17 protein-coding genes and 1 tRNA gene are annotated in these 18668 nt (G+C 51.2%); 4 read left to right on the forward strand and 14 right to left on the reverse strand.

Annotated elements, in window-relative coordinates; translation table 11 throughout:
• Positions 1 to 19: 19 nt before the first annotated feature.
• The 3 genes from ITJ87_RS06565 to ITJ87_RS06575 form a co-directional block, all read right to left on the reverse strand.
• Positions 20 to 319: a DUF4834 family protein gene (locus tag ITJ87_RS06565; protein ID WP_016274162.1), complete on the reverse strand. Its 300-nt coding sequence runs from the start codon at positions 317 to 319 to the stop codon at positions 20 to 22.
• 67 nt (positions 320 to 386) lie between these two features.
• The gene (gene pssA, locus ITJ87_RS06570) at positions 387 to 1094 is read right to left on the reverse strand and encodes a CDP-diacylglycerol--serine O-phosphatidyltransferase (RefSeq protein ID WP_117599282.1); all 708 of its coding nucleotides are present in this window, start codon (positions 1092 to 1094) and stop codon (positions 387 to 389) included.
• 13 nt (positions 1095 to 1107) lie between these two features.
• A complete protein-coding gene (locus ITJ87_RS06575) occupies positions 1108 to 1794 on the reverse strand; it encodes a phosphatidylserine decarboxylase family protein (protein ID WP_117599283.1) in 687 nt (228 codons plus the stop codon).
• 170 nt (positions 1795 to 1964) lie between these two features.
• Here ITJ87_RS06575 and dnaE point away from each other — a divergent pair, with 170 nt between their 5' ends.
• The 3 genes from dnaE (at position 1965) to ITJ87_RS06590 (ending at position 6694) form a co-directional block, all read left to right on the forward strand.
• Positions 1965 to 5762 carry a DNA polymerase III subunit alpha gene (dnaE, locus tag ITJ87_RS06580; protein ID WP_117599284.1) on the forward strand — a complete coding sequence of 1266 codons (3798 nt, stop codon included), beginning with the start codon at positions 1965 to 1967 and terminating at the stop codon, positions 5760 to 5762.
• Positions 5763 to 5928: 166 nt separating this feature from the next.
• Entirely contained in the window at positions 5929 to 6243 is a 315-nt protein-coding gene (trxA, locus tag ITJ87_RS06585) for a thioredoxin (protein ID WP_005824191.1), read from the forward strand.
• A 118-nt stretch (positions 6244 to 6361) separates the two neighbouring features.
• Positions 6362 to 6694 (forward strand): hypothetical protein, encoded by a 333-nt coding sequence (locus ITJ87_RS06590; protein WP_005824189.1) that lies wholly within the window; start codon positions 6362 to 6364, stop codon positions 6692 to 6694.
• 61 nt (positions 6695 to 6755) lie between these two features.
• On the opposite strand, the gene ITJ87_RS06595 is transcribed toward ITJ87_RS06590, so the two are convergent.
• The 5 genes from ITJ87_RS06595 to ITJ87_RS06615 all read right to left on the reverse strand — a co-directional run bounded on the left by ITJ87_RS06595 (position 6756) and on the right by ITJ87_RS06615 (position 10325).
• Positions 6756 to 6974, reverse strand: a complete 219-nt coding sequence (locus tag ITJ87_RS06595; protein ID WP_117964911.1) for an immunity 17 family protein — start codon at positions 6972 to 6974, stop codon at positions 6756 to 6758.
• 49 nt (positions 6975 to 7023) lie between these two features.
• Positions 7024 to 7449: a tRNA (adenosine(37)-N6)-threonylcarbamoyltransferase complex ATPase subunit type 1 TsaE gene (tsaE, locus tag ITJ87_RS06600; protein ID WP_117964909.1), complete on the reverse strand. Its 426-nt coding sequence runs from the start codon at positions 7447 to 7449 to the stop codon at positions 7024 to 7026.
• A 13-nt stretch (positions 7450 to 7462) separates the two neighbouring features.
• Positions 7463 to 8275, reverse strand: coding sequence for a metal ABC transporter permease (locus tag ITJ87_RS06605; RefSeq protein WP_016274158.1), 813 nt, complete (start codon positions 8273 to 8275; stop codon positions 7463 to 7465).
• Positions 8276 to 8325: 50 nt separating this feature from the next.
• Complete coding sequence (locus tag ITJ87_RS06610) at positions 8326 to 8754, reverse strand: hypothetical protein (protein ID WP_055288493.1); 429 nt, start codon at positions 8752 to 8754, stop codon at positions 8326 to 8328.
• Positions 8755 to 9008: 254 nt separating this feature from the next.
• Positions 9009 to 10325, reverse strand: coding sequence for a 3-phosphoshikimate 1-carboxyvinyltransferase (locus tag ITJ87_RS06615; protein WP_117877836.1), 1317 nt, complete (start codon positions 10323 to 10325; stop codon positions 9009 to 9011).
• Positions 10326 to 10501: 176 nt separating this feature from the next.
• On the opposite strand from ITJ87_RS06615, the gene ITJ87_RS06620 reads away from it, so the two are divergent.
• Positions 10502 to 10891 carry a DUF2721 domain-containing protein gene (locus ITJ87_RS06620; protein WP_057097244.1) on the forward strand — a complete coding sequence of 130 codons (390 nt, stop codon included), beginning with the start codon at positions 10502 to 10504 and terminating at the stop codon, positions 10889 to 10891.
• A gap of 5 nt (positions 10892 to 10896) precedes the next feature.
• Here ITJ87_RS06620 and ITJ87_RS06625 read toward each other — a convergent pair whose 3' ends face one another.
• From ITJ87_RS06625 to ITJ87_RS06650, 6 genes are all read right to left on the reverse strand, one after another.
• The gene (locus ITJ87_RS06625; protein ID WP_117964907.1) at positions 10897 to 11493 is read right to left on the reverse strand and encodes an aminotransferase class IV family protein; all 597 of its coding nucleotides are present in this window, start codon (positions 11491 to 11493) and stop codon (positions 10897 to 10899) included.
• Entirely contained in the window at positions 11477 to 12466 is a 990-nt protein-coding gene (locus tag ITJ87_RS06630; protein WP_117964905.1) for an aminodeoxychorismate synthase component I, read from the reverse strand. The genes ITJ87_RS06625 and ITJ87_RS06630 overlap by 17 nt, the downstream gene beginning before the upstream one ends.
• Positions 12467 to 12469: 3 nt before the next feature.
• Positions 12470 to 14068 carry an aspartate:alanine exchanger family transporter gene (locus tag ITJ87_RS06635; RefSeq protein WP_117599288.1) on the reverse strand — a complete coding sequence of 533 codons (1599 nt, stop codon included), beginning with the start codon at positions 14066 to 14068 and terminating at the stop codon, positions 12470 to 12472.
• A gap of 167 nt (positions 14069 to 14235) precedes the next feature.
• Positions 14236 to 17508, reverse strand: a complete 3273-nt coding sequence (locus ITJ87_RS06640) for a S41 family peptidase (protein ID WP_117964903.1) — start codon at positions 17506 to 17508, stop codon at positions 14236 to 14238.
• A gap of 76 nt (positions 17509 to 17584) precedes the next feature.
• Positions 17585 to 18364, reverse strand: coding sequence for a DnaJ domain-containing protein (locus tag ITJ87_RS06645; protein WP_117964901.1), 780 nt, complete (start codon positions 18362 to 18364; stop codon positions 17585 to 17587).
• A 201-nt stretch (positions 18365 to 18565) separates the two neighbouring features.
• A tRNA-Pro gene (locus ITJ87_RS06650) sits at positions 18566 to 18639 on the reverse strand.
• Between the last annotated feature and the right edge of the window lie 29 nt (positions 18640 to 18668).

Raw genomic sequence — 18668 nt, forward strand, 5'->3', positions numbered from 1 at the left:
AATCCTTTATCCCTAATCCCTACTCTTTGATTTCTTCAAAATCCACATACTCTCCCTCGTCTTTGGAGAACAGTTTCTTGTGGCGGGGGCGTATTTCACCTTCTTCAGCTTGTACCTCTTCAGACGATTGTCTATTATCATTGTAGGAGTACCCTCCCGGCTGGTAGTTACCATTTCCTTTTTGGTAGGGACCGGAGTTGGAGGAAGTACGGCGTCCGCCCAATCCGAATATGTTCCGGATGACAGTACCGATAATGCTGAGGCCAATGAGCAGAATGGCAATTATGATGATGAATAAAAATCCTAAAATATGAAACATGGGCTAATGTCTTTTTATGTGTTCGTTTTCTGCGAACTTCAATACAACAACCGTGCCAAAGATTTGTTTATTTACTTTTCCTTGTAATAAGCGAAAGTAGTATATACCACACGATAATTGCAGCAAAGCTGCAGATTCCCAAGAAGATGAGGAACGGAATGCAGACAAGCAGGAAAATGAAGCTTGTTTTATTGTCTTTCCATGACAGATTCTTGAATTTGAGTGAGAACATTGGAATCTCCGATACAAGTAGCCATGAGAAAAGGCAGACCAGCAGCAACAGATAAACCGGATGGAAGCTGCCGCTCACCAGCCAGTCGTGAGCGCCCGTCACCAATGAAGCCCAGAACAAGGCGTTTGCCGGGACGGGAAGTCCTACGAAAGAGCTCGTCTGGCGGGTATCGTTGTTGAACTTGGCAAGCCGCAGTGCAGAGAATACGGACAAAAGAAATGCGAGATAGGGGAAAACACCGGCCAAGCTTTCCATTGCGCCCGAATAGTCCATTTCCTTGAACAAGGAAAATACAATCAGGGAAGGGGCCACTCCGAAACTGACATCATCTGCCAGAGAATCCAAATCCTTGCCGATAATGGAGTGTGCGTCCAGTGCACGTGCCATCATGCCGTCGAAGAAATCGAATACGGCACTGAAAATAATGAAAGCGAGTGCCCATTCATATCTGGCTTCGAATGCCATGACACAAGCAATACACCCGGAGAATAGGTTCAGGCAGGTCAGAGTATTTGGAATATGGCGGGTAATGCAGTTTGCCATTGTTGTTCTTTTATTATTTAAGTTTGGCTATCACTGTCTGATTGCCAGTAGTCAGTTGTCCTAGTTTAACGAATACTTCGGTGCCCAACGGCAGAAAGACATCCACGCGGGAGCCGAATTTGATGAAACCCATATGTTCGTCAATATAGCATTCCTCGCCCGGTTCGGCATAGGTTACGATGCGGCGCGCCATGGCTCCGGCTATCTGTCGTGCCATAATCTCCACGCCTTCCGGGGTTTCTATTACTACGGTGGAACGCTCGTTGTCGGTGCTGGCTTTGGGCAGCCAGGCTTTCATGAACTTTCCGTTTTGGTGCCACACCTTCTTTACCGTACCGTCTACCGGATACCAGTTGGCGTGTACATTAACCAGACTCATGAATATAGATACCATGATACGGCGGTCGTGGAAGTATTCGTTTTCCTCCACTTCTTCCACCACTACGATTTTACCGTCGGCAGGAGCTACCACGACTTTCTCCGTTTCTTGTCCGAACAAACGGATGGGGCAGCGGAAGAAGTTCACGAGTATGCCATATACTATGAGGCTGATGACCGCTACTACGTAAAAAGGAACTTTGCATTCCAATCCGAAGTAAAGGGCAGTGTTGACAGCCAGAATCAAGGCCAGGCTGCCTGCCAATGTATGTGTTCCTTCACGGTGTATGCGTATCTTTTTTAATCTTTTTAATCGACCCATGTATATCGTATTTGCTAATTTAGATAGAAATTATCTGCAAAAATAGGCTTATTTTGAAAATCTAACAAGGATTTGGAGAGAGAAATGTGTATGTTGATAACTTTTTGGGAAATATTTTTGTTAGCTGTGATAGAGGTTGTAATTTTAGGCTCTGAATAGAAAGGATATATATGCAAGATTTTGTTCATTTACATGTCCATACCCAATACTCTCTTCTGGATGGCCAGGCAAGTGTCAGCAGGTTGGTTGACAAGGCCATGAAGGATGGTATGAAAGGCATTGCCGTGACTGACCATGGAAATATGTTCGGTATCAAGGAGTTCACCAACTATGTCAACAAGAAGAACAGCGGGCCGAAGGGGGAGATAAAGGACCTCAAGAAAAGGATTGCCGGTATTGAAAGCGGTGAGATAGAGTGTGAAGACAAGGAAGCGGAGATTGCCGGTTGCCGTGCCAAGATGGCAGAAGCGGAAAGCAAGTTGTTCAAGCCGATTGTAGGCTGTGAAATGTATGTGGCTCGCCGAACCATGGATAAGAAGGAGGGGAAGCCGGACCAGAGTGGCTATCACCTGATTGTGCTGGCGAAGAATGAGAAGGGGTATCACAATCTGATAAAACTTGTATCGCATGCCTGGACAAGGGGATACTATATGCGTCCGCGTACAGACCGCAGTGAACTGGAAAAGTATCATGAGGGGCTGATTGTCTGCTCGGCTTGTATCGGTGGCGAGGTCCCTAAGAAGATTATCAATGACCAGCTGGAAGAGGCGGAAGAAGCTGTACGCTGGTATAAGAATCTGTTTGGCGATGATTACTACCTGGAGCTTCAGCGCCATAAAGCCACTGTTCCCCGTGCCAACCACGAAGCCTATCCGCTTCAGCAGAAGGCGAATGCCAAGTTGCTGGAGCTTGCCCGGAAATATGACATTAAGGTTATCTGCTCTAATGACGTCCACTTTGTGGATGAAGAGAATGCGGAAGCGCACGACCGCCTGATTTGTCTGAGCACGGGTAAAGACCTGGATGACCCTACCCGAATGCTCTATACCAAGCAGGAATGGATGAAGACAAAGGCTGAGATGAACGCCTTGTTTGAGGATATTCCCGAAGCCTTGTCCAATACCTTGGAGATTTTGGACAAGGTGGAATATTATTCCATCGACCATGCTCCTATTATGCCTACGTTTGCTATTCCGGAAGATTTTGGAACGGAAGAGGGCTATCGGCAGAAATATACCGAAAAGGACTTATTTGATGAGTTTACCCAGGATGAAAACGGCAAGGTGGTGCTGGATGAGGATGCCGCCAATGCCAAGATAAAGCGTCTGGGGGGCTACGACAAACTGTACCGTATCAAGCTGGAAGCCGACTATCTGGCAAAGTTGGCATTCGACGGTGCCAAGAAGCTGTACGGTGATCCCTTGTCCGACGAGGTGAAGGAACGTCTGGTCTTTGAGCTGTACATCATGAAGACGATGGGTTTCCCCGGATACTTCTTGATTGTGCAGGACTTTATCAATGCCGCCCGCACACAGCTGGGCGTTTCGGTAGGACCGGGACGTGGCTCGGCTGCCGGCTCGGCGGTGGCCTATTGCTTGGGCATCACGAAAATAGACCCGATTCAATACGACCTTCTGTTCGAGCGTTTCTTGAATCCCGACCGTATTTCTTTGCCTGATATCGATGTGGACTTCGATGATGACGGGCGTGGAGAAGTGCTCCGCTGGGTGACGGAGAAATACGGGCAAGAGAAGGTGGCGCACATCATTACATACGGCACAATGGCGACCAAGATGGCCATCAAGGACGTGGCGCGCGTACAGAAACTGCCTTTGAGCGAATCGGACCGTCTGTGCAAGCTCGTGCCGGATAAGATTCCCGACAAGAAACTCAACCTGCCGAATGCTATCGCGTACGTACCCGAATTGCAGGCTGCGGAAGCTTCACCCGATCCCCTGGTGCGCGATACGATGAAATATGCCAAGATGCTGGAAGGTAATGTACGTGGTACGGGTGTGCATGCTTGCGGTACTATTATTTGCCGTGACGATATTACGGATTGGGTACCCGTCAGCACGGCAGATGATAAGGAGACGGGCGAGAAGATGCTCGTAACCCAATACGAAGGTTCCGTCATCGAAGATACGGGACTTATCAAGATGGACTTTCTCGGACTGAAAACCTTGTCCATCATTAAGGAAGCCGTTGCCAATGTACGTCTGCACCGCGGCTTGGAACTCGACATCGACAAGATATCCATTTCCGACCCTGCTACCTATAAACTCTATTGCGACGGTCGCACCATCGGTACGTTCCAGTTTGAATCGGCCGGTATGCAGAAGTATCTGCGCGAGTTGCAACCTAGCACTTTCGAGGACTTGATTGCCATGAATGCCCTCTACCGTCCGGGTCCTATGGATTATATCCCCGACTTCATCGACCGTAAGTGGGGACGCAAGCCCATCGAGTATGATATTCCCATCATGGAGAAGTATCTGAAGGATACCTACGGCATTACGGTCTACCAGGAGCAGGTCATGCTTCTGTCGCGTTTGCTGGCAGACTTCACCCGTGGTGAGTCCGATGCCTTGCGTAAGGCGATGGGTAAGAAACTGCGTGACAAGCTGGACCACATGAAGCCGAAATTCATTTCAGGCGGACAAAAGAACGGCCACGACCCGAAAGTGCTCGAGAAAATCTGGGCCGACTGGGAAAAGTTTGCATCCTATGCCTTCAACAAGTCACATGCCACTTGCTATTCGTGGGTGGCCTATCAGACGGCTTTCCTCAAGGCCAATTATCCGGCCGAATACATGGCGGCGGTCATGAGTCGAAGTTTGGCGAATATTACCGATATAACCAAACTGATGGACGAATGCAAGGCAATGGGTATCAATACATTGGGACCGGATGTAAATGAAAGTAACCTGAAGTTCACCGTGAACAAGGAAGGCAATATTCGTTTTGGCCTTGGTGCGGTGAAAGGGGTAGGCGAGGGTGCTGTGCAGAGCATCGTGGAGGAACGCGAGAAGAATGGTCCTTTCAAAGGTATATTTGATTTTGTGCAGCGTGTCAATCTGACAGCCTGCAACAAGAAGAACCTGGAATGTCTTGCTTTGGCAGGCGGGTTCGACAGCTTCCCGGAGCTGAAGCGAGAGCAGTATTTTGCCGTAAACTCCAAGAACGAGGTCTTCCTCGAAACCTTGGTGCGTTATGGTAACCGTTATCAGGCCGATCAGGCTGCGGCTGCAAACTCCCTGTTCGGTGGTGAGAATGTGGTGGATATCGCCACTCCGGAAATACCGGTAGCGGAACGTTGGAGCGACCTCGACCGTTTGAACCGGGAGCGCGATTTGGTAGGTATCTATCTGTCCGCACACCCGTTGGATGAGTATTCCGTAGTTCTGGAGCATGTTTGCAACACTCACATGGCAGAGCTGGAAGATAAGACGGCACTTGTGGGACGCGAAATAACAATGGGTGGCATCGTGACCGCCGTGCGTCGCGGTATCAGCAAAAATGGAAATCCTTACGGCATAGCCAAGATTGAAGACTATTCCGGTTCGGCAGAGCTTCCTTTCTTCGGAAATGATTGGGTGACCTATCAGGGGTATTTGGGTGAGCGTACCTTCTTGTTCATCAAAGCCCGTTGCCAGCCCAAGCAATGGCGGCAGGATGAGTTGGAGCTGAAGATAACCTCCATGGAACTGTTGCCTGACGTCAAGGAGAAACTGATTGAGAAGATAACCATTCTCATTCCGCTGAGTGTGCTGAACAAGGCTTTGATAACTGAACTGGCGGAACTGACCAAGGAACGTCCGGGCAGTACGGAGCTTTATTTCAAAGTCAGAGATGAGGATAGCAAGATGACGGTCGATTTGATTTCCCGTCCCGTGAAGCTTTCCGTGGGGCGTGAACTGATTACTTATTTAAAAGAGCGTCCGGATCTTGAGTTCAGGATTAATTAGTTATCTTTGTTGGAAAACGAAGATAGGCTGCATCTCAGCATAAAAAATGAACTAGTTCATTTTGTTTTGCATTCGGTTTGCACTATCTTTGCTTCGAAAGCGAAGGTTGATAAAACGCAATTGACAGTAAATTAATAATTATAGTTGACATTTAATATTAAAAGAAATGGCTTTAGAAATTACAGACAGCAATTTTCAAGAAATCTTGGCAGAGGGAAAACCGGTAGTTATGGATTTCTGGGCACCTTGGTGCGGCCCTTGTAAGATGGTGGGACCAATCATCGATGAATTGGCTACTGAATATGAAGGAAAGGTAATCATTGGCAAATGTGACGTGGATGAGAACGGCGACGTGGCTGCCGAATATGGTATACGCAACATCCCTACAGTCTTGTTCTTCAAGAATGGAGAGCTGGTGGACAAGCAAGTAGGTTCTGCTCCGAAATCTGCTTACGTGGCCAAGATAGAAGCGATATTATAAGGTACTATTTGACGATTTACTATTTACGATTTACCCTTTCGGCATCATAGCGCAGCCAAATAGTAAATCGTAAATCGTCAAATAGTCAATAACATTAACCCTTTAAGCAATAGTAAGTATGGGAATGGAAGACGATTTTTTGCAGAATGATGTCGATGATGAAAAGACCATCGAGTACATCAAGAATTATTTGCCGCAGGAGTTGAAAGAGAAGTTCTCTGACGACGAGTTCTATTATTTTCTCGATTTGATTGACGAGTACTATTCCGAGAGCGGCATCCTTGATGCGCAGCCGGATGCGGATGGGTACATCGAGATTGATTTGGGGAAAATCGTGGACTATATTGTCAAGGAAGCCCATAAGGATGAGATGGGTGACTATGATCCGGAAGAAATCCTTTTCATCGTACAAGGTGAGATGGAATATACGGAATCTTTGGACGAAGAATAGTCTGTATCAAAAGTATAGGAAAATCGCGGATGAGCATGGCTTCATCCGCGATTTTTTGTTTTTATGTAGCCGGTGGCGTATTCAGAAAAAAGAAGATGGACGTGCCGATGAGGATGACACCCAATACGCCGTAGAACAGGCGGGCTTGTCGCCGCCCTACATTTTGTACGATAAACTGGGTGTTTCGGGCAGTAAAGAACCAGTTCCAGTCCAATATGGCTGCCAGCAAGGCGGTGATGCCCGCGACGGCAAAAATTCCTTGAACGATGTATTGGCTCATCAGAAATAACAATTAAGAATTAAAAATTAAAGTGGGGGAAAAGCATGCCTTATTCAAAGTTCTCTAACGTGACTTTCCGCTCTCCGTTCTCCACTTCTTCGATGGTGACCTTAATGGTGTTACCCGGCAAGAGCTCCTCTACCAGCTCCGGCCATTCTATGAAGCAGAGGGCGCCGCTGTAGAAGTAATCTTCGTACCCCATGTCATACACTTCTTCCAGTTTCTTGATGCGGTAGAAGTCAAAATGGTAAATCAGTTCGCCGGCAGTGTCGGAACGGTATTCGTTGACAATGGCGAAGGTAGGGGAGGTGATGACGTCGGAAACGCCCAATTCCTTGCAAACGGCTTTGATGAAAGTCGTCTTGCCCGCCCCCATTTTTCCATAGAGGGCGAAGACGGTATTGTCACCCATTTCAGCGATGAACTGGCGGGCGGCTTCGTGAATCTGGTCTAATGACTGAATTTTGATTTCCATTGTGTCTTTTGATTTAGCGTTGCAAATATAGCCAAAAACTTTTTCCCGTCTTGCAAATGGCATAGATAATGATGGAAAAGAATATGATGGATGCACCCGAGGGGACATTCAAGTAGAAAGAAATCATCAGCCCGCCCAGGCAACTGAGGTAACCGATGCCGATGGAAAGCCAGATGATGCGGTGGAACCGGTGCGAGAACAAGTTGGCGGTCATCTGCGGAACGGTGAGCAGTGAAATGACCAGCACGATGCCCACCATGCGCAAGCATGCCACGATGGTCAGCGCAATGAACATCATCAGTACATATTCGAATACCTGCACCGGAATACCTTGCGAGCGAGCAAACTCCCGGTCGAAAGCCACGTAGATGATGGGATGGAGATACAGCGCGAAAAACAGTATCAGCAGCAGGGCAAGCCCGCCCAATAGAGCGATGTCGCTCCAGGTAATCGTGAGAATGTTGCCGAAGAGATAGGCGGACAAGTCGGGTGCGAATCCCGGCGAAAGGAAAGTGAACATGATGCCCAGTGCCATGCCCAATGTCCAGAATACGGCAATAGCGGAGTCTTCCCGCATATCCTTTCGTTTGCTGAGCCACTCTACACCGAAAGCGGACAAGACTGCAAACAAGGCTGCCGACAGAATGGGAGAAATGCCGGTATACAATCCCAGACCGATACCGCCAAAAGATGCATGCGTCAATCCGCCGCTGATGAACACCAGTCTCCGGGTGACGATGTATGTGCCTATCAGCCCGCAAGCAATGCTTGCCAGCAGACTGCCGATGAGGGCATGTTGGAAAAAGGTGTATTGCAGTAGCTCCATTTATTCAATTAAAAATTAAGAATTACAAATTAAAAGTTGGATGTGGAGTGTTAGGAATGGGGGGTGAGACGACGTTCGCCGATAATGAGGAATACTTCATCCTTGATATTCTCCGGCAGGGCTATGCCACGCAGTTGCAGGCTGCGCACCCATCCGGCTACGTCCGTGTCTTGCATGGTGTAGAACACGTCGCGGAACTCGTCTTCCTGCTCGGGAGTATAGGCATCGGGAGCGGTGCCGATGTATTTGTCCAGTTCTTCGTCATCGTAATATTCTATTTGCTTGCTGACGGCTGCCAGTAAGCTGTCACGTTCGCAGATTTCATGCTGTCCGCAGCATTCGGAATCCACTTCCTGCACTTCGGGCATGGCGTCCAGTTCGCCGCGGTCTATCTTCTTCTGCAGTTTCCGGTTGCGTATAATTCCGGCTGTGGCTGCCACGAGGGCAAGGACAATCAGGCTAATAATCAATATCCACATGGGCTTCCTTTTCTTGAAAAACATGTTCCATTAATAGAACGGACAAAGATACACATTGTTTTGTACACGACAAAATAATGAGTCAGATTGCAGGTAGGCAGATTACTTCCACCCGACGCAGGCATTACTTGCCTGGAACGCAGTATAAAACTACTTTGGATGCATCCTAATCTTAGAATGTATCCTTTATTCCTAAGAATAAAGGTTATATTCTTAAGAATAAAGGCTGTATTTCTAAGAATAAAAGCTTTATTCTAAGATTGCATTGCATCTTGGCAGACTTTAAATCCCGCCTTTTGCAAGTCTTCCCAGTAAGCAGGGTAAGATTTGGTAACGACCTGTGGTTCATTTATCCGTATTTGGGGCAGTACAAGGCAGGCGGGGGCAAATGCCATGGCCATACGGTGGTCTTCGTAGGTGGCGATGACGGGGTCAGCGTCTGCCGGGCAGCGTTCGCCATCCCACAACAAGATGCTGTCTTGCTCGGAGCGCACGACGTAACCCAGTTTACGCAGTTCCGTAATGAGGGCGGTGATACGGTCGGTCTCCTTTATTTTGAGGCTTTGCAGTCCGGTGAAGCGGAAAGGGATGTCCATCAAGCAGCAGGTGACGACAAAGGTCTGCGCCAGGTCCGGGATGTCCACCATGTCTTCGTCGAGACGGGTGGCGGGAGTACCCTTCCGGGTCAGTTTTACTCCCCGGTCTGTATATTCGGTATGGACGCCGAGGCGGGTAAAGACTTCCGCGCCGCGGCTGTCGCCTTGATAGCTGTGGGCGAAGAGACCGAGCAGTTCGATTTCTGCCGTGTGCGCTTCTTCCTTCGTGCTGTCTTCACTTTCTTTTGCGCTACTTCTGTCTCCCCCTTTTATTTTTTCATTTTTAATTCCTTCTATTGCCATCATCTGATACCAGTAAGAGGCGGCGCTCCAATCGCTTTCTACGGTGAAAGGGGTATCCGTGTATCCGCCGGGGCTGACGGTGATGCAATCTTCGGAGACCCAGTCGGCTTGGGCGCCGAAGTCGCGCATCAGTTGCAGGGTCAGGTTGATGTAGGGGCGGGAGATGATGTCACCCGTCAAGTGCAGGCGCAGGCCTTTGGGAAGGACGGTACCAATCATCAGCAGGGCGGATATGTATTGTGAGCTGACATTGCCGGCGAGGGATATTTCGCTGCCGGTCAGTTCTGTTCCGGTGATGCGCAAGGGAGGGAACCCTTCGTTTCCGACGTATTCTATGCGGGCGCCGAGCTCTCGCAGGGCGTCTACCAGTATGCGGATGGGGCGTTGCTGCATGCGTTGCGTACCGGTGATGATTCGGGTGCCAGGAGTTACGCTGAGGTAGGCGGTGAGGAAACGCATGGCGGTGCCGGCGGCAAGGATATCTATATGTCCGGGATTTCCGTCGAGGGCGCGAGTCATCACTATGGTGTCGTCACAATCGCTCAGATTGCAGGGCAGGATATTGCCGTGGGCAAGGGAGTGGAGGATGAGTGCCCGGTTACTGATGCTTTTGGATGCCGGGAGCTGTATGGCTGCGTGCAGTGAGGCAGGAGCGGAAACGGTATATCGCATGGTCGTATTTGTTAAGTTACGGTGGTAAGGCGTTTTTTATTGTCACTGCAAAAGTAGGATAAATCTTTGGGAAATGGAAAAAAGGAAACTTGTTTCTGTGGTTTCAATCTTTCGTTTATCTTTGCGGAAGTAAGTCCTGCTATCGGGACGGATAGATATAATTAAGCATCATTCTTATGGAAATAGATTTAACCACCCCCGCTTTGCTGTTTTCGGCCATATCGCTGATTATGCTGGCCTATACCAACCGTTTCTTGTCCTATGCCCAACTGGTGCGCACCTTGAAGGAACAGTACATGGAGAACCCGTCTTCGGTGAAGGCGGCGCAGATTGCCAACCTGAGGAAGCGGCTCTACCTGACGCGTGCCATGCAGGTGGCGGGTATCGGAAGCCTGCTGCTGTGTGTGGTCAGCATGTTCTTTGTCTATATCCGTCTCCATCTGCTTTCGGCCTATATCTTCGGTTTAGCGCTGATATTGCTGATTGTTTCGCTGGCCATATCAGTGTACGAAATATATATATCGGTGAAGTCTTTGGAGATACATCTCAACGATATGCACGAGTAGCGGCTCTATGGGATGATGTTCCGTACGGGGAGCTCCAGTTCTCCCCAGTCAATCATGGCATTGAATAGTCTGACGGTAGAGAATGAAGGCAAGTCTTCCGGTCTGATGTCTTTTTCCTGCAAGATTCCTTCTTCCAGCAAGGCTGCCCGTTTGGTTCCTTTCAGCAGGGGATGTGCCGGCGTGTACCAGTGGGTGCCGTCGGAAAGGGCGATGTTGGCGATGGAGGTGTCTGTCAGCAGGCCTTGTTTCACAATCAGAATGTCGTCGCATGCGTCGCGCAGGGCAAAGAGGCGGTTCAGCGGTTCGCGTCCGGCGCTTTTGTAGGTGTAGTCGATGTGGTCTGCCTGTATCAGTGCCAGCGAATGCACGTGCCGCATGGTGTAGGGGGAGTAGCTGACATCTTCAATACCTTTCTCACCATACACTACGCGTGCCTTGACGATACCTGCCTCGCAGCCGAGAGACGACAAATGGTCACGCAGTTGTAGCGGTGTACTTTCCGGCCAGAAGTGGGCGCGGGTATCGTTCAGCCTCCGATTGTGGCGGGAAAGGTTGCAGGCTTTTCCGTGGTCGATGCGTATGGTTTCAATAAATAGGCACATATATTTTCTGTATTACTTCGTTGTATTCGCTTTCCCACCGGCTTTTGGCGGTGATGCCGCCTCCTGCCTTGAAGTGGAGCCGGCCGTTTTCCTGCTCGATGAAGCGTATCATGACTGCGCTGTCCAGCTGTCCATCGGCATAATGCCCCATGATGCCGGTGTAGAAGCCCCGTTCGTAATCTTCGGCTTCGGCAATGATTTCCACGGTTTTGGGCTTGGGGGCACCGGTGATGGAACCGGCGGGAAGCAGGCGGAAGAGGATGTCGCCGATGTGTGCGGTATAATCTTCGGGGAGGGTCCCGCATATTTCGGAGCTGGTCTGGAGGATGGGGCCTTTGTTGGTTTGCAGGCGGTCTATGTATCGGTAGGAGGTTACCTCTACGTGCTCTGATACCATACTTAGGTCGTTGCGTATCAGGTCGACGATGGTGGCGTGCTCGGCGGCCTCTTTGGCATCCTGCATCAAAAGCTGTTCCGCATCAGGCAGGGTAGCGTCGATGGTGCCTTTCATGGGGAAGGACTTTATCTTGCCCTTCTCTATGCGGACAAAGATTTCGGGGGAGAAGCAGACGAATCGGTCTTTCAGCCACAGCTTGTACAAGGCTTCGGAGTGGAGGAATATTTCGTCCATTGTCAGATTGGTGCTGACGGGCACCCGGCAGGTGAGGTTTGTCAAGTAGCTGTTGCCCGCCAGTAGATTTTGCTTCACGAGGTCAAACGAGTGTTTGTATGCGGCGGGGGAAGGGGGAGTGATGTCCCACTGAATAAGACCGGCGTATCGGGCGGCTGTTGCAGCTACCCCCACGTTGCCTGCCTTCGGGAATTGGAAAAGGCAAGTGGCGGGATTTATCTGGTCGAGGGGCTCTACGTGCGACTGCTCTTGTGCGTAGTCTACGATGAAGAGGAAGGGCACATTGTCCCCGGCCAGTGCGTTCATGCGGGCGATAGCTTCTGTTCGGTTGTAAGTTTTCATATATCAGTAGACTGCAGAGGATATCACCTGGATTATCAGAATGAGGAATACCATTGCAATGGGATATACCGTGGCATAGGCTACGCTCGGTATGTTGCTGTCCGTCATGGAGTCGGCGGCGGCAAGGCCGGGCGTGCTGGTCATGCCACCGGTGATGGTGCCCAGCAGGTCGAGAATGTTTATCTTGAATACGAACAGTCCGACGATGACGGCCACCAGCATGGGTACCAGCGTGATGGCGGCACCTACGCCGAACAAGAGCCAGCCGCTTTCCTGGAATGTGGCTACCAGGTTCCGTCCTGCCGAGGTTCCCACTTCGGCCAGGAAGAGCAGCAGTCCCAGCTGGCGCAGCAGTTGGTTGGCTGGGCCGGACATAGACCACAGAATGGGACCGGTCTTTCCGATGGCACTGAGGAAGAGGGCCACCATGAGGATGCCTCCCGTCAGTCCCGGTGAGAACGACAGACTGTCCGAGAAGGAGATGTTCAGCTTGCCGAAGAGCACGCCCAGCACGATACCCAGGGCGATGGGAAAGAAGTCGGTGTCGGACAGTTGCTTGTTGTCGTTGCCCAGCAGGCGTGCCACGCCTTTAATACCGTCTTTCTCGCCTACCACCATCAGCTTGTCGCCGAACTTCAGTGCCAGATCTGGCGAGGGGGAGAGGTCGATACCGCTTCGGCGGACGCGGGTGACGGTACAGCCGAAGTTCTTCATCAGGTTGAGGTCGCCCAGTTGTTTGTTTATCATGTCCTTCTTGGTGAGCAGTAGAGATTCAATCTCCTGCATGTCTACGAGTGGCAGTTCGCCTTCTTCGCGCTGGCCCACGAGGACGGCGAGCTGGTTCAAGGCCTCTTCGCTGCCCACGGCTTGTATGTAGTCTCCCTCGTGAAGTATGGTCTGGGCGGTGGGGATGGCTATCTGCTCATTGTGCTTATGGCGTGAGATGACAGCTCCGGTCATGGCGCGCGCATTGATTTGCATCAGGCTCCGGTCGAAGACGGCGGGGTTGGTTACACGGAACAGGCAGGTTGTCAGTTCCGGGAACTGGCTGCGGCGTTCCTTCTCCAGTCGGCGCGCCTCCTTGTCGAGGTCGATGCGCATAATGCGGGGCAGCAGCTTGACGAAGAGGATGACGCCGATGACACCGAAGGGATAGGCGATACCGTAGGCGATGGAGGCTAGCGGAGAGTGGGTGCTGTCGATGGCTACGGCGAGTCCCGGCGTACTGGTCAGCGCGCCGGCTATGAGACCGACCACGCTGGGTGTGTCTATATCGAAAGCGTACTTCAATCCTACGGCTGTGAGGGCGGCAGAACAGATAATGAGCAGGGTGATGACGATAAGTGTCTTGCCCTTGCTCCGGAAGGAGTCGAAGAATCCGGGACCGGCCTGGATACCGATGGTGAAGATAAACAGCACCAGTCCGAAGTTGCCTAACTCTTTGGGGATGATGACGCCGAAGTGTCCGAACAGCAGGGCAATGAAGATGACAGCGGAGACGTCGAGTGAAAGCCCTTTAATCTTGATTCTTCCCAACATGAAGCCTAAAGCCACAATAAGAAAGAGCGCGAAATAGGAGGAGTTTAACAAGTCAGCAAACATAATCAGTTAAAGAGTTAGGAGTTTATGCCACAAAGATAGTGCAAAAAAGTGAGATAGAAAAAGGCATTGTTTTCTTGTGGTATATATTAAGGAGTTAAACCACGGTTTAACTCCTTAATATATATTGGCCTATATGGCCGGTATTCCTGCGTGGGGCAGGGCGGTACTTATTTTTCGAGTTCCTTCAGCAGTTCCTCTACGGCAGCTTTCAGTTGTGTGTCTTCTCCCTTCACGATGGTCTCGGGTGAATTGGCTACCTTGATGTCCGGCTCCAGCTGCGAGTTCTCCAGATAGCTGCCGTCTGGTAGGCGGTAGCCTACGACGGGGATGCCGAATACCAATGACGGGTCTTGCAGGCGCTCCCACGACACGCTGGTCATGGTTCCCGGCACGGGCATACCTACCAGCTTGCCGATGCCGCGGTGGCTGTATACCCACGGCGTGCCGTGCGCATTGGAGTAGTTGGCCTCGCACATCACCATGATGGAGGGTTTGTTCCAGCGGCGGCTGGGCATGTCGCACGCCTCGCGGCCGCGCACCACCTGGGTGAAGTATTTCTGTCCGCTGAAAAGTATTTCTATATCCTCGTGCAAGCGTCCGCCGCCATTGAAACGGGTGTCGATGACGATGCCTTCGCGGTTGTTGTACTTGCCCAGGATGTCCGAGTAGACAGAACGGAAACTGTCGTCTCCCATAGACTCAATGTGCACGTAACCCAATCGGCCACCCGACCATCGGTCAACGTCTGCCGCGCGCTGTTTCACCCAGCGGCTGTAGAGTAAATCGCTGAACGCACCGTTCGTAATGGGGATAATGACCTCTTCCCAGTGCTCCTTGGTCTGCGGGTCGAAGAGAGAAACAAGTGTTTTCTTCCGTGCCTTGTTGTTGAGCAGCGTGTAATAGTCCGCATCGGGGGTGATTTCCACGCCGTCTATCTTTTCGATGACTGTGCTGGCTTTCACCCGGGTGTTGGCTGTGTCGAAGGGGCCTTTCTCTACTACTTCGGCAATGAGCATGCCCCGGCCCGTGTAGTTCCAGTCGAAGAACAGTCCCAGACTGGCAGTAGGCTCGGACTGCCCTTTGGGATAGAAACGGCCGCCGGTGTGAGATACGTTCAGCTCGCCCAGCCATTCGCTCAGCAGTTCGGCAAAGTCATAATTGTTGTCGATATGGGGCAGGAAGCGGCGATAGGCGGCGGTCATCTTCTCCCAGTCCACTCCGTGCATATTGGTATTGTAGAATCGCTTCTGCTGCTGGCGGTACACGTGGTCGAACATGTATTCGCGCTCCGCAGCCAAATCCATCTTGGCATCTACCTGGAAGGTGATGGGGGTCAGCGCATCGGATGAAGTGTCCATTTTCTGCATCTTACGGCTGCCCAGCAGGAAGAGGTTTTTACCGTCCTTGTCCAGCTGCATGTCTGCCCATCCGGCATCCATCTTGTGCAGCAGTTTGGTTTCCTTCTTGCGGAGGTTCATCTTCCAGAGGTCGTAGCCACCTTCGAAGGCTGCCAGGTAGTAGAGTGTCTCGCCATCCTTGGAGATGATGGTGCTGCCCATGTCGGAAGAGTTCGGGGTGAGGCGCACCACACGGTCTTCGATGCCTTTCAGCTCTACGACGATGTCTTTCGGCTGGTCATCTTTTTCGTCAGCATTGCTGTCTTTCTTGTCGTCTTTCTTCTTTTTATCCTTGTTTTTTCCTTGGGGGGTGTCCTTCCCGGCAGACTTCTTCTGCTCCTTCTTCAGCTCCTTGTGCAGCTCGTAGTCTTCTTTGCTCAGACAGTATTTGTCGTAGGCGTCTTGGTTGAGGAAGACGAGCATGGCGTCGTTCAGCGAGCCCCATGAGGCGTGGGCACGCATGCCGTAGCGTTCGGTGGTGAAGAGGATGGCGTTGCCGTCCAGCGCAAAGCGGGGATAGCCGCTCATGTAGCCGCTATTGGTGAGGTTGATGATGTCTTTGCCTCCCTCTGCGTTGACCAGGCCGATGTCGGAGTAGGGGTCGTGCTTGTTGCCGGTGAACTCAAGTGTAAACCACTTGCCGTCCGGCGACCATGCGTAGTCAAATCCTCCGCCGGTGCTGTACCAGGTGGAGCCGTCCGTAATCTGGCGCACCTTCTTCGTTTCCAGATTGAGCACCATCAGCCGGATGCGGTCTTCGATAAAGGCGAGTTCCTTACCGTCGGGCGAGAATTGCGGATAGGCACGTTCCACGGTGGTGGAGGGCAGCAGCACTTCTTCTTCAATCAGCGTGGCGTTCGGGAAGTTAGGGTCTTCCTTGCGGACTATCTTGGCAAGGTAGAGCTGCCAGTTGCCGCCTCGCTCGCTGGCGTAGGCCAGGGTGCGGTTGTCTGGCGCAAAGGAGAGGCCCGCTTCGCGTGCCGGTGTGTGTGTCACTTGCTTGGTAGTGGCATAGTCTGCCGAAGTGACAAAGACTTCGCCGCGCAGCGTGAAGGCAATCTGCTTTCCGTCCGGGGACACAACGGCAGAAGTGGCTCCGTCGGAAGACTGCAGGTTGGCGAATTGCGGCCGGTCATCGCGCACAATTTCTATGGCGACTTTCTTCGGGGTGGCATCCGGCTGCTGGGTATAGATTTCGCCGTCGTAACCGTAGCACAACGTCCCGCCGTCACTCATGGAGAGGAAGCGCACGGGATGTGTCTTGAAGCTGGTGATGGGCTTCACCTCTCGGGGCTGTGCCAGCGGGAAGGCATACACGTTGAATGAGCCGCCGTTTCTCTCACTCAGAAAGTAAACCGTTCTTCCATCGGGTGACAACACCGGGTTGCGGTCTTCGCCCGCGCGGTCGGTGAGGTTGGTATGGATACCCGTCTTTGCATCATACAGCCAGATGTCGCGGGTGATGGAGGAGGTGTGGTGCTTTCTCCATTCATCTTCAAATCCCTTGCGGTCTTGGTAGAGGAACTGCTGGCCCGCCTTGTCGAAGCAGACCGCTTCGGCAGGGGTGCCCAGCACTTGTTCCGTACGCCCTCCCGTTGCAGGTACTTTGTAAAGCTCGGTCATGGCCGACGTGGGGAAAAGAGCGCTGCTTGCCGGGTCCTGGATGGAGGCGGAAAACAAGATATACTTTCCGTCCGGAGTGAATGTGGAGGGTATCTCACCGGTGGAGTGGGTAGTGAGCCGTTGGGCGGTTCCGCCGTCTGCCGGCATCACGAATACGTCGAAGTTGCCGTATCTGTCGCTGGCAAAGGCTATTTGTTTGCCGTCCGGCGACCATATGGGGGTACATTCGTAGCTCTCTTGGGTAGTAAGCTGTGTGGCGGTTCCACCTTTGGCAGGCACCTTGTAGATGTCTCCTTTGTAGCAGAATGCGATTTCCGTACCGTCGGGAGAGATTTGTATATCACGCATCCAGAGCGGCGTAGCGGCATGTCCGGCAATTGCGGTAAGGCCTAGTGCAAGGATTGCAAGGGGTTTCTTCATAAGTGTGTGGGTTGATGTTAATATAGAATGTTTATAAACGTCATGATGCTGTCCACAAGGCAAGGCACGAGGTGCGTCATTTCATACCTCGTGCCTTGTATATCTGTTCTTTGGCATTGTTGATGCTTTGGAACTTCTCTTCTGCGGCTTTCTTGATGTCTTCGCCCAGCGTTGCCACCCGGTCGGGATGGTGTTTCAAGGCCAGACGGCGGTAAGCGGCACGCACTTCGTCATTGGTGGCGGTGGGTTCAATTTCAAGTACTTTATAGGCCTCGTTCAGTGAGCTACCGCCCAGGTTGAGCATGGATTCCACTTCCTTGACGGATAGTCCCATGTACATGGCCACTTCTTTCAAGGCTTCTATCTCCTCGTTGCAGACGTGTCCGTCGCTTTTGGCAATTTCTACCAAGAATACCAGCAGTTGCAGGCGTTCCTCGTATGTCAGGTTGGCGGCAATCTGCGTTCCGCAGTCACGGATGGTGTTTTTAAATGCCAGTGGGTTTTGTCTGTCCATCTGCTTGCGCTGTTCGAAGAGGTTGAGCAATATCCGTTCTCCCTCGCCCATGGCAGCCTCACCGAATGTGCTTCTCAAAAAGCGGCGGACGAATTCCATTTCACTATGCATGATGCGCCCGTCTGCACGGATAATGTACGAAGACATCACGAGCATGGAGAAGAGGAAACTGTTCCGTTGCCCGGTATAGGTAGTACTGTGTGTAGGTTCTTCTCCATAATAATTGCCTGCTTCATTTGAATCGGTGTCGAACAATGAACCGAATACAAAACCTGCCAAGGCTCCCAGCGGTCCTCCGGCCATGAAGCCGATAATGCCGCCTATCCATTTAGCTGCTCCCATAATTTTTCTTGTTTAAAATGCAAAAATAGAGATTTCTTACGAGAATTCCAGTAATTTGATGGGCTATTCCCACTGAAGCGAATAGGCACCGTCTTCTTTTTGTACATATTCAGCATATTCATGGCAGCAAGTCTGTCATTAAGAAATACTATAAAAAAATGAGGAGCTAAGTTTATAACTTAACTCCTTAATGCTCAACAGTCGGGATGACAAGATTCGAACTTGCGACCACACGCCCCCCAGACGCGTACTCTACCGGGCTGAGCTACATCCCGAATTGCGGGTGCAAATGTACGGCTTTATT

Source organism: Bacteroides sp. HF-162 (assembly GCF_015679285.1).
GTDB lineage: Bacteria > Bacteroidota > Bacteroidia > Bacteroidales > Bacteroidaceae > Bacteroides > Bacteroides uniformis.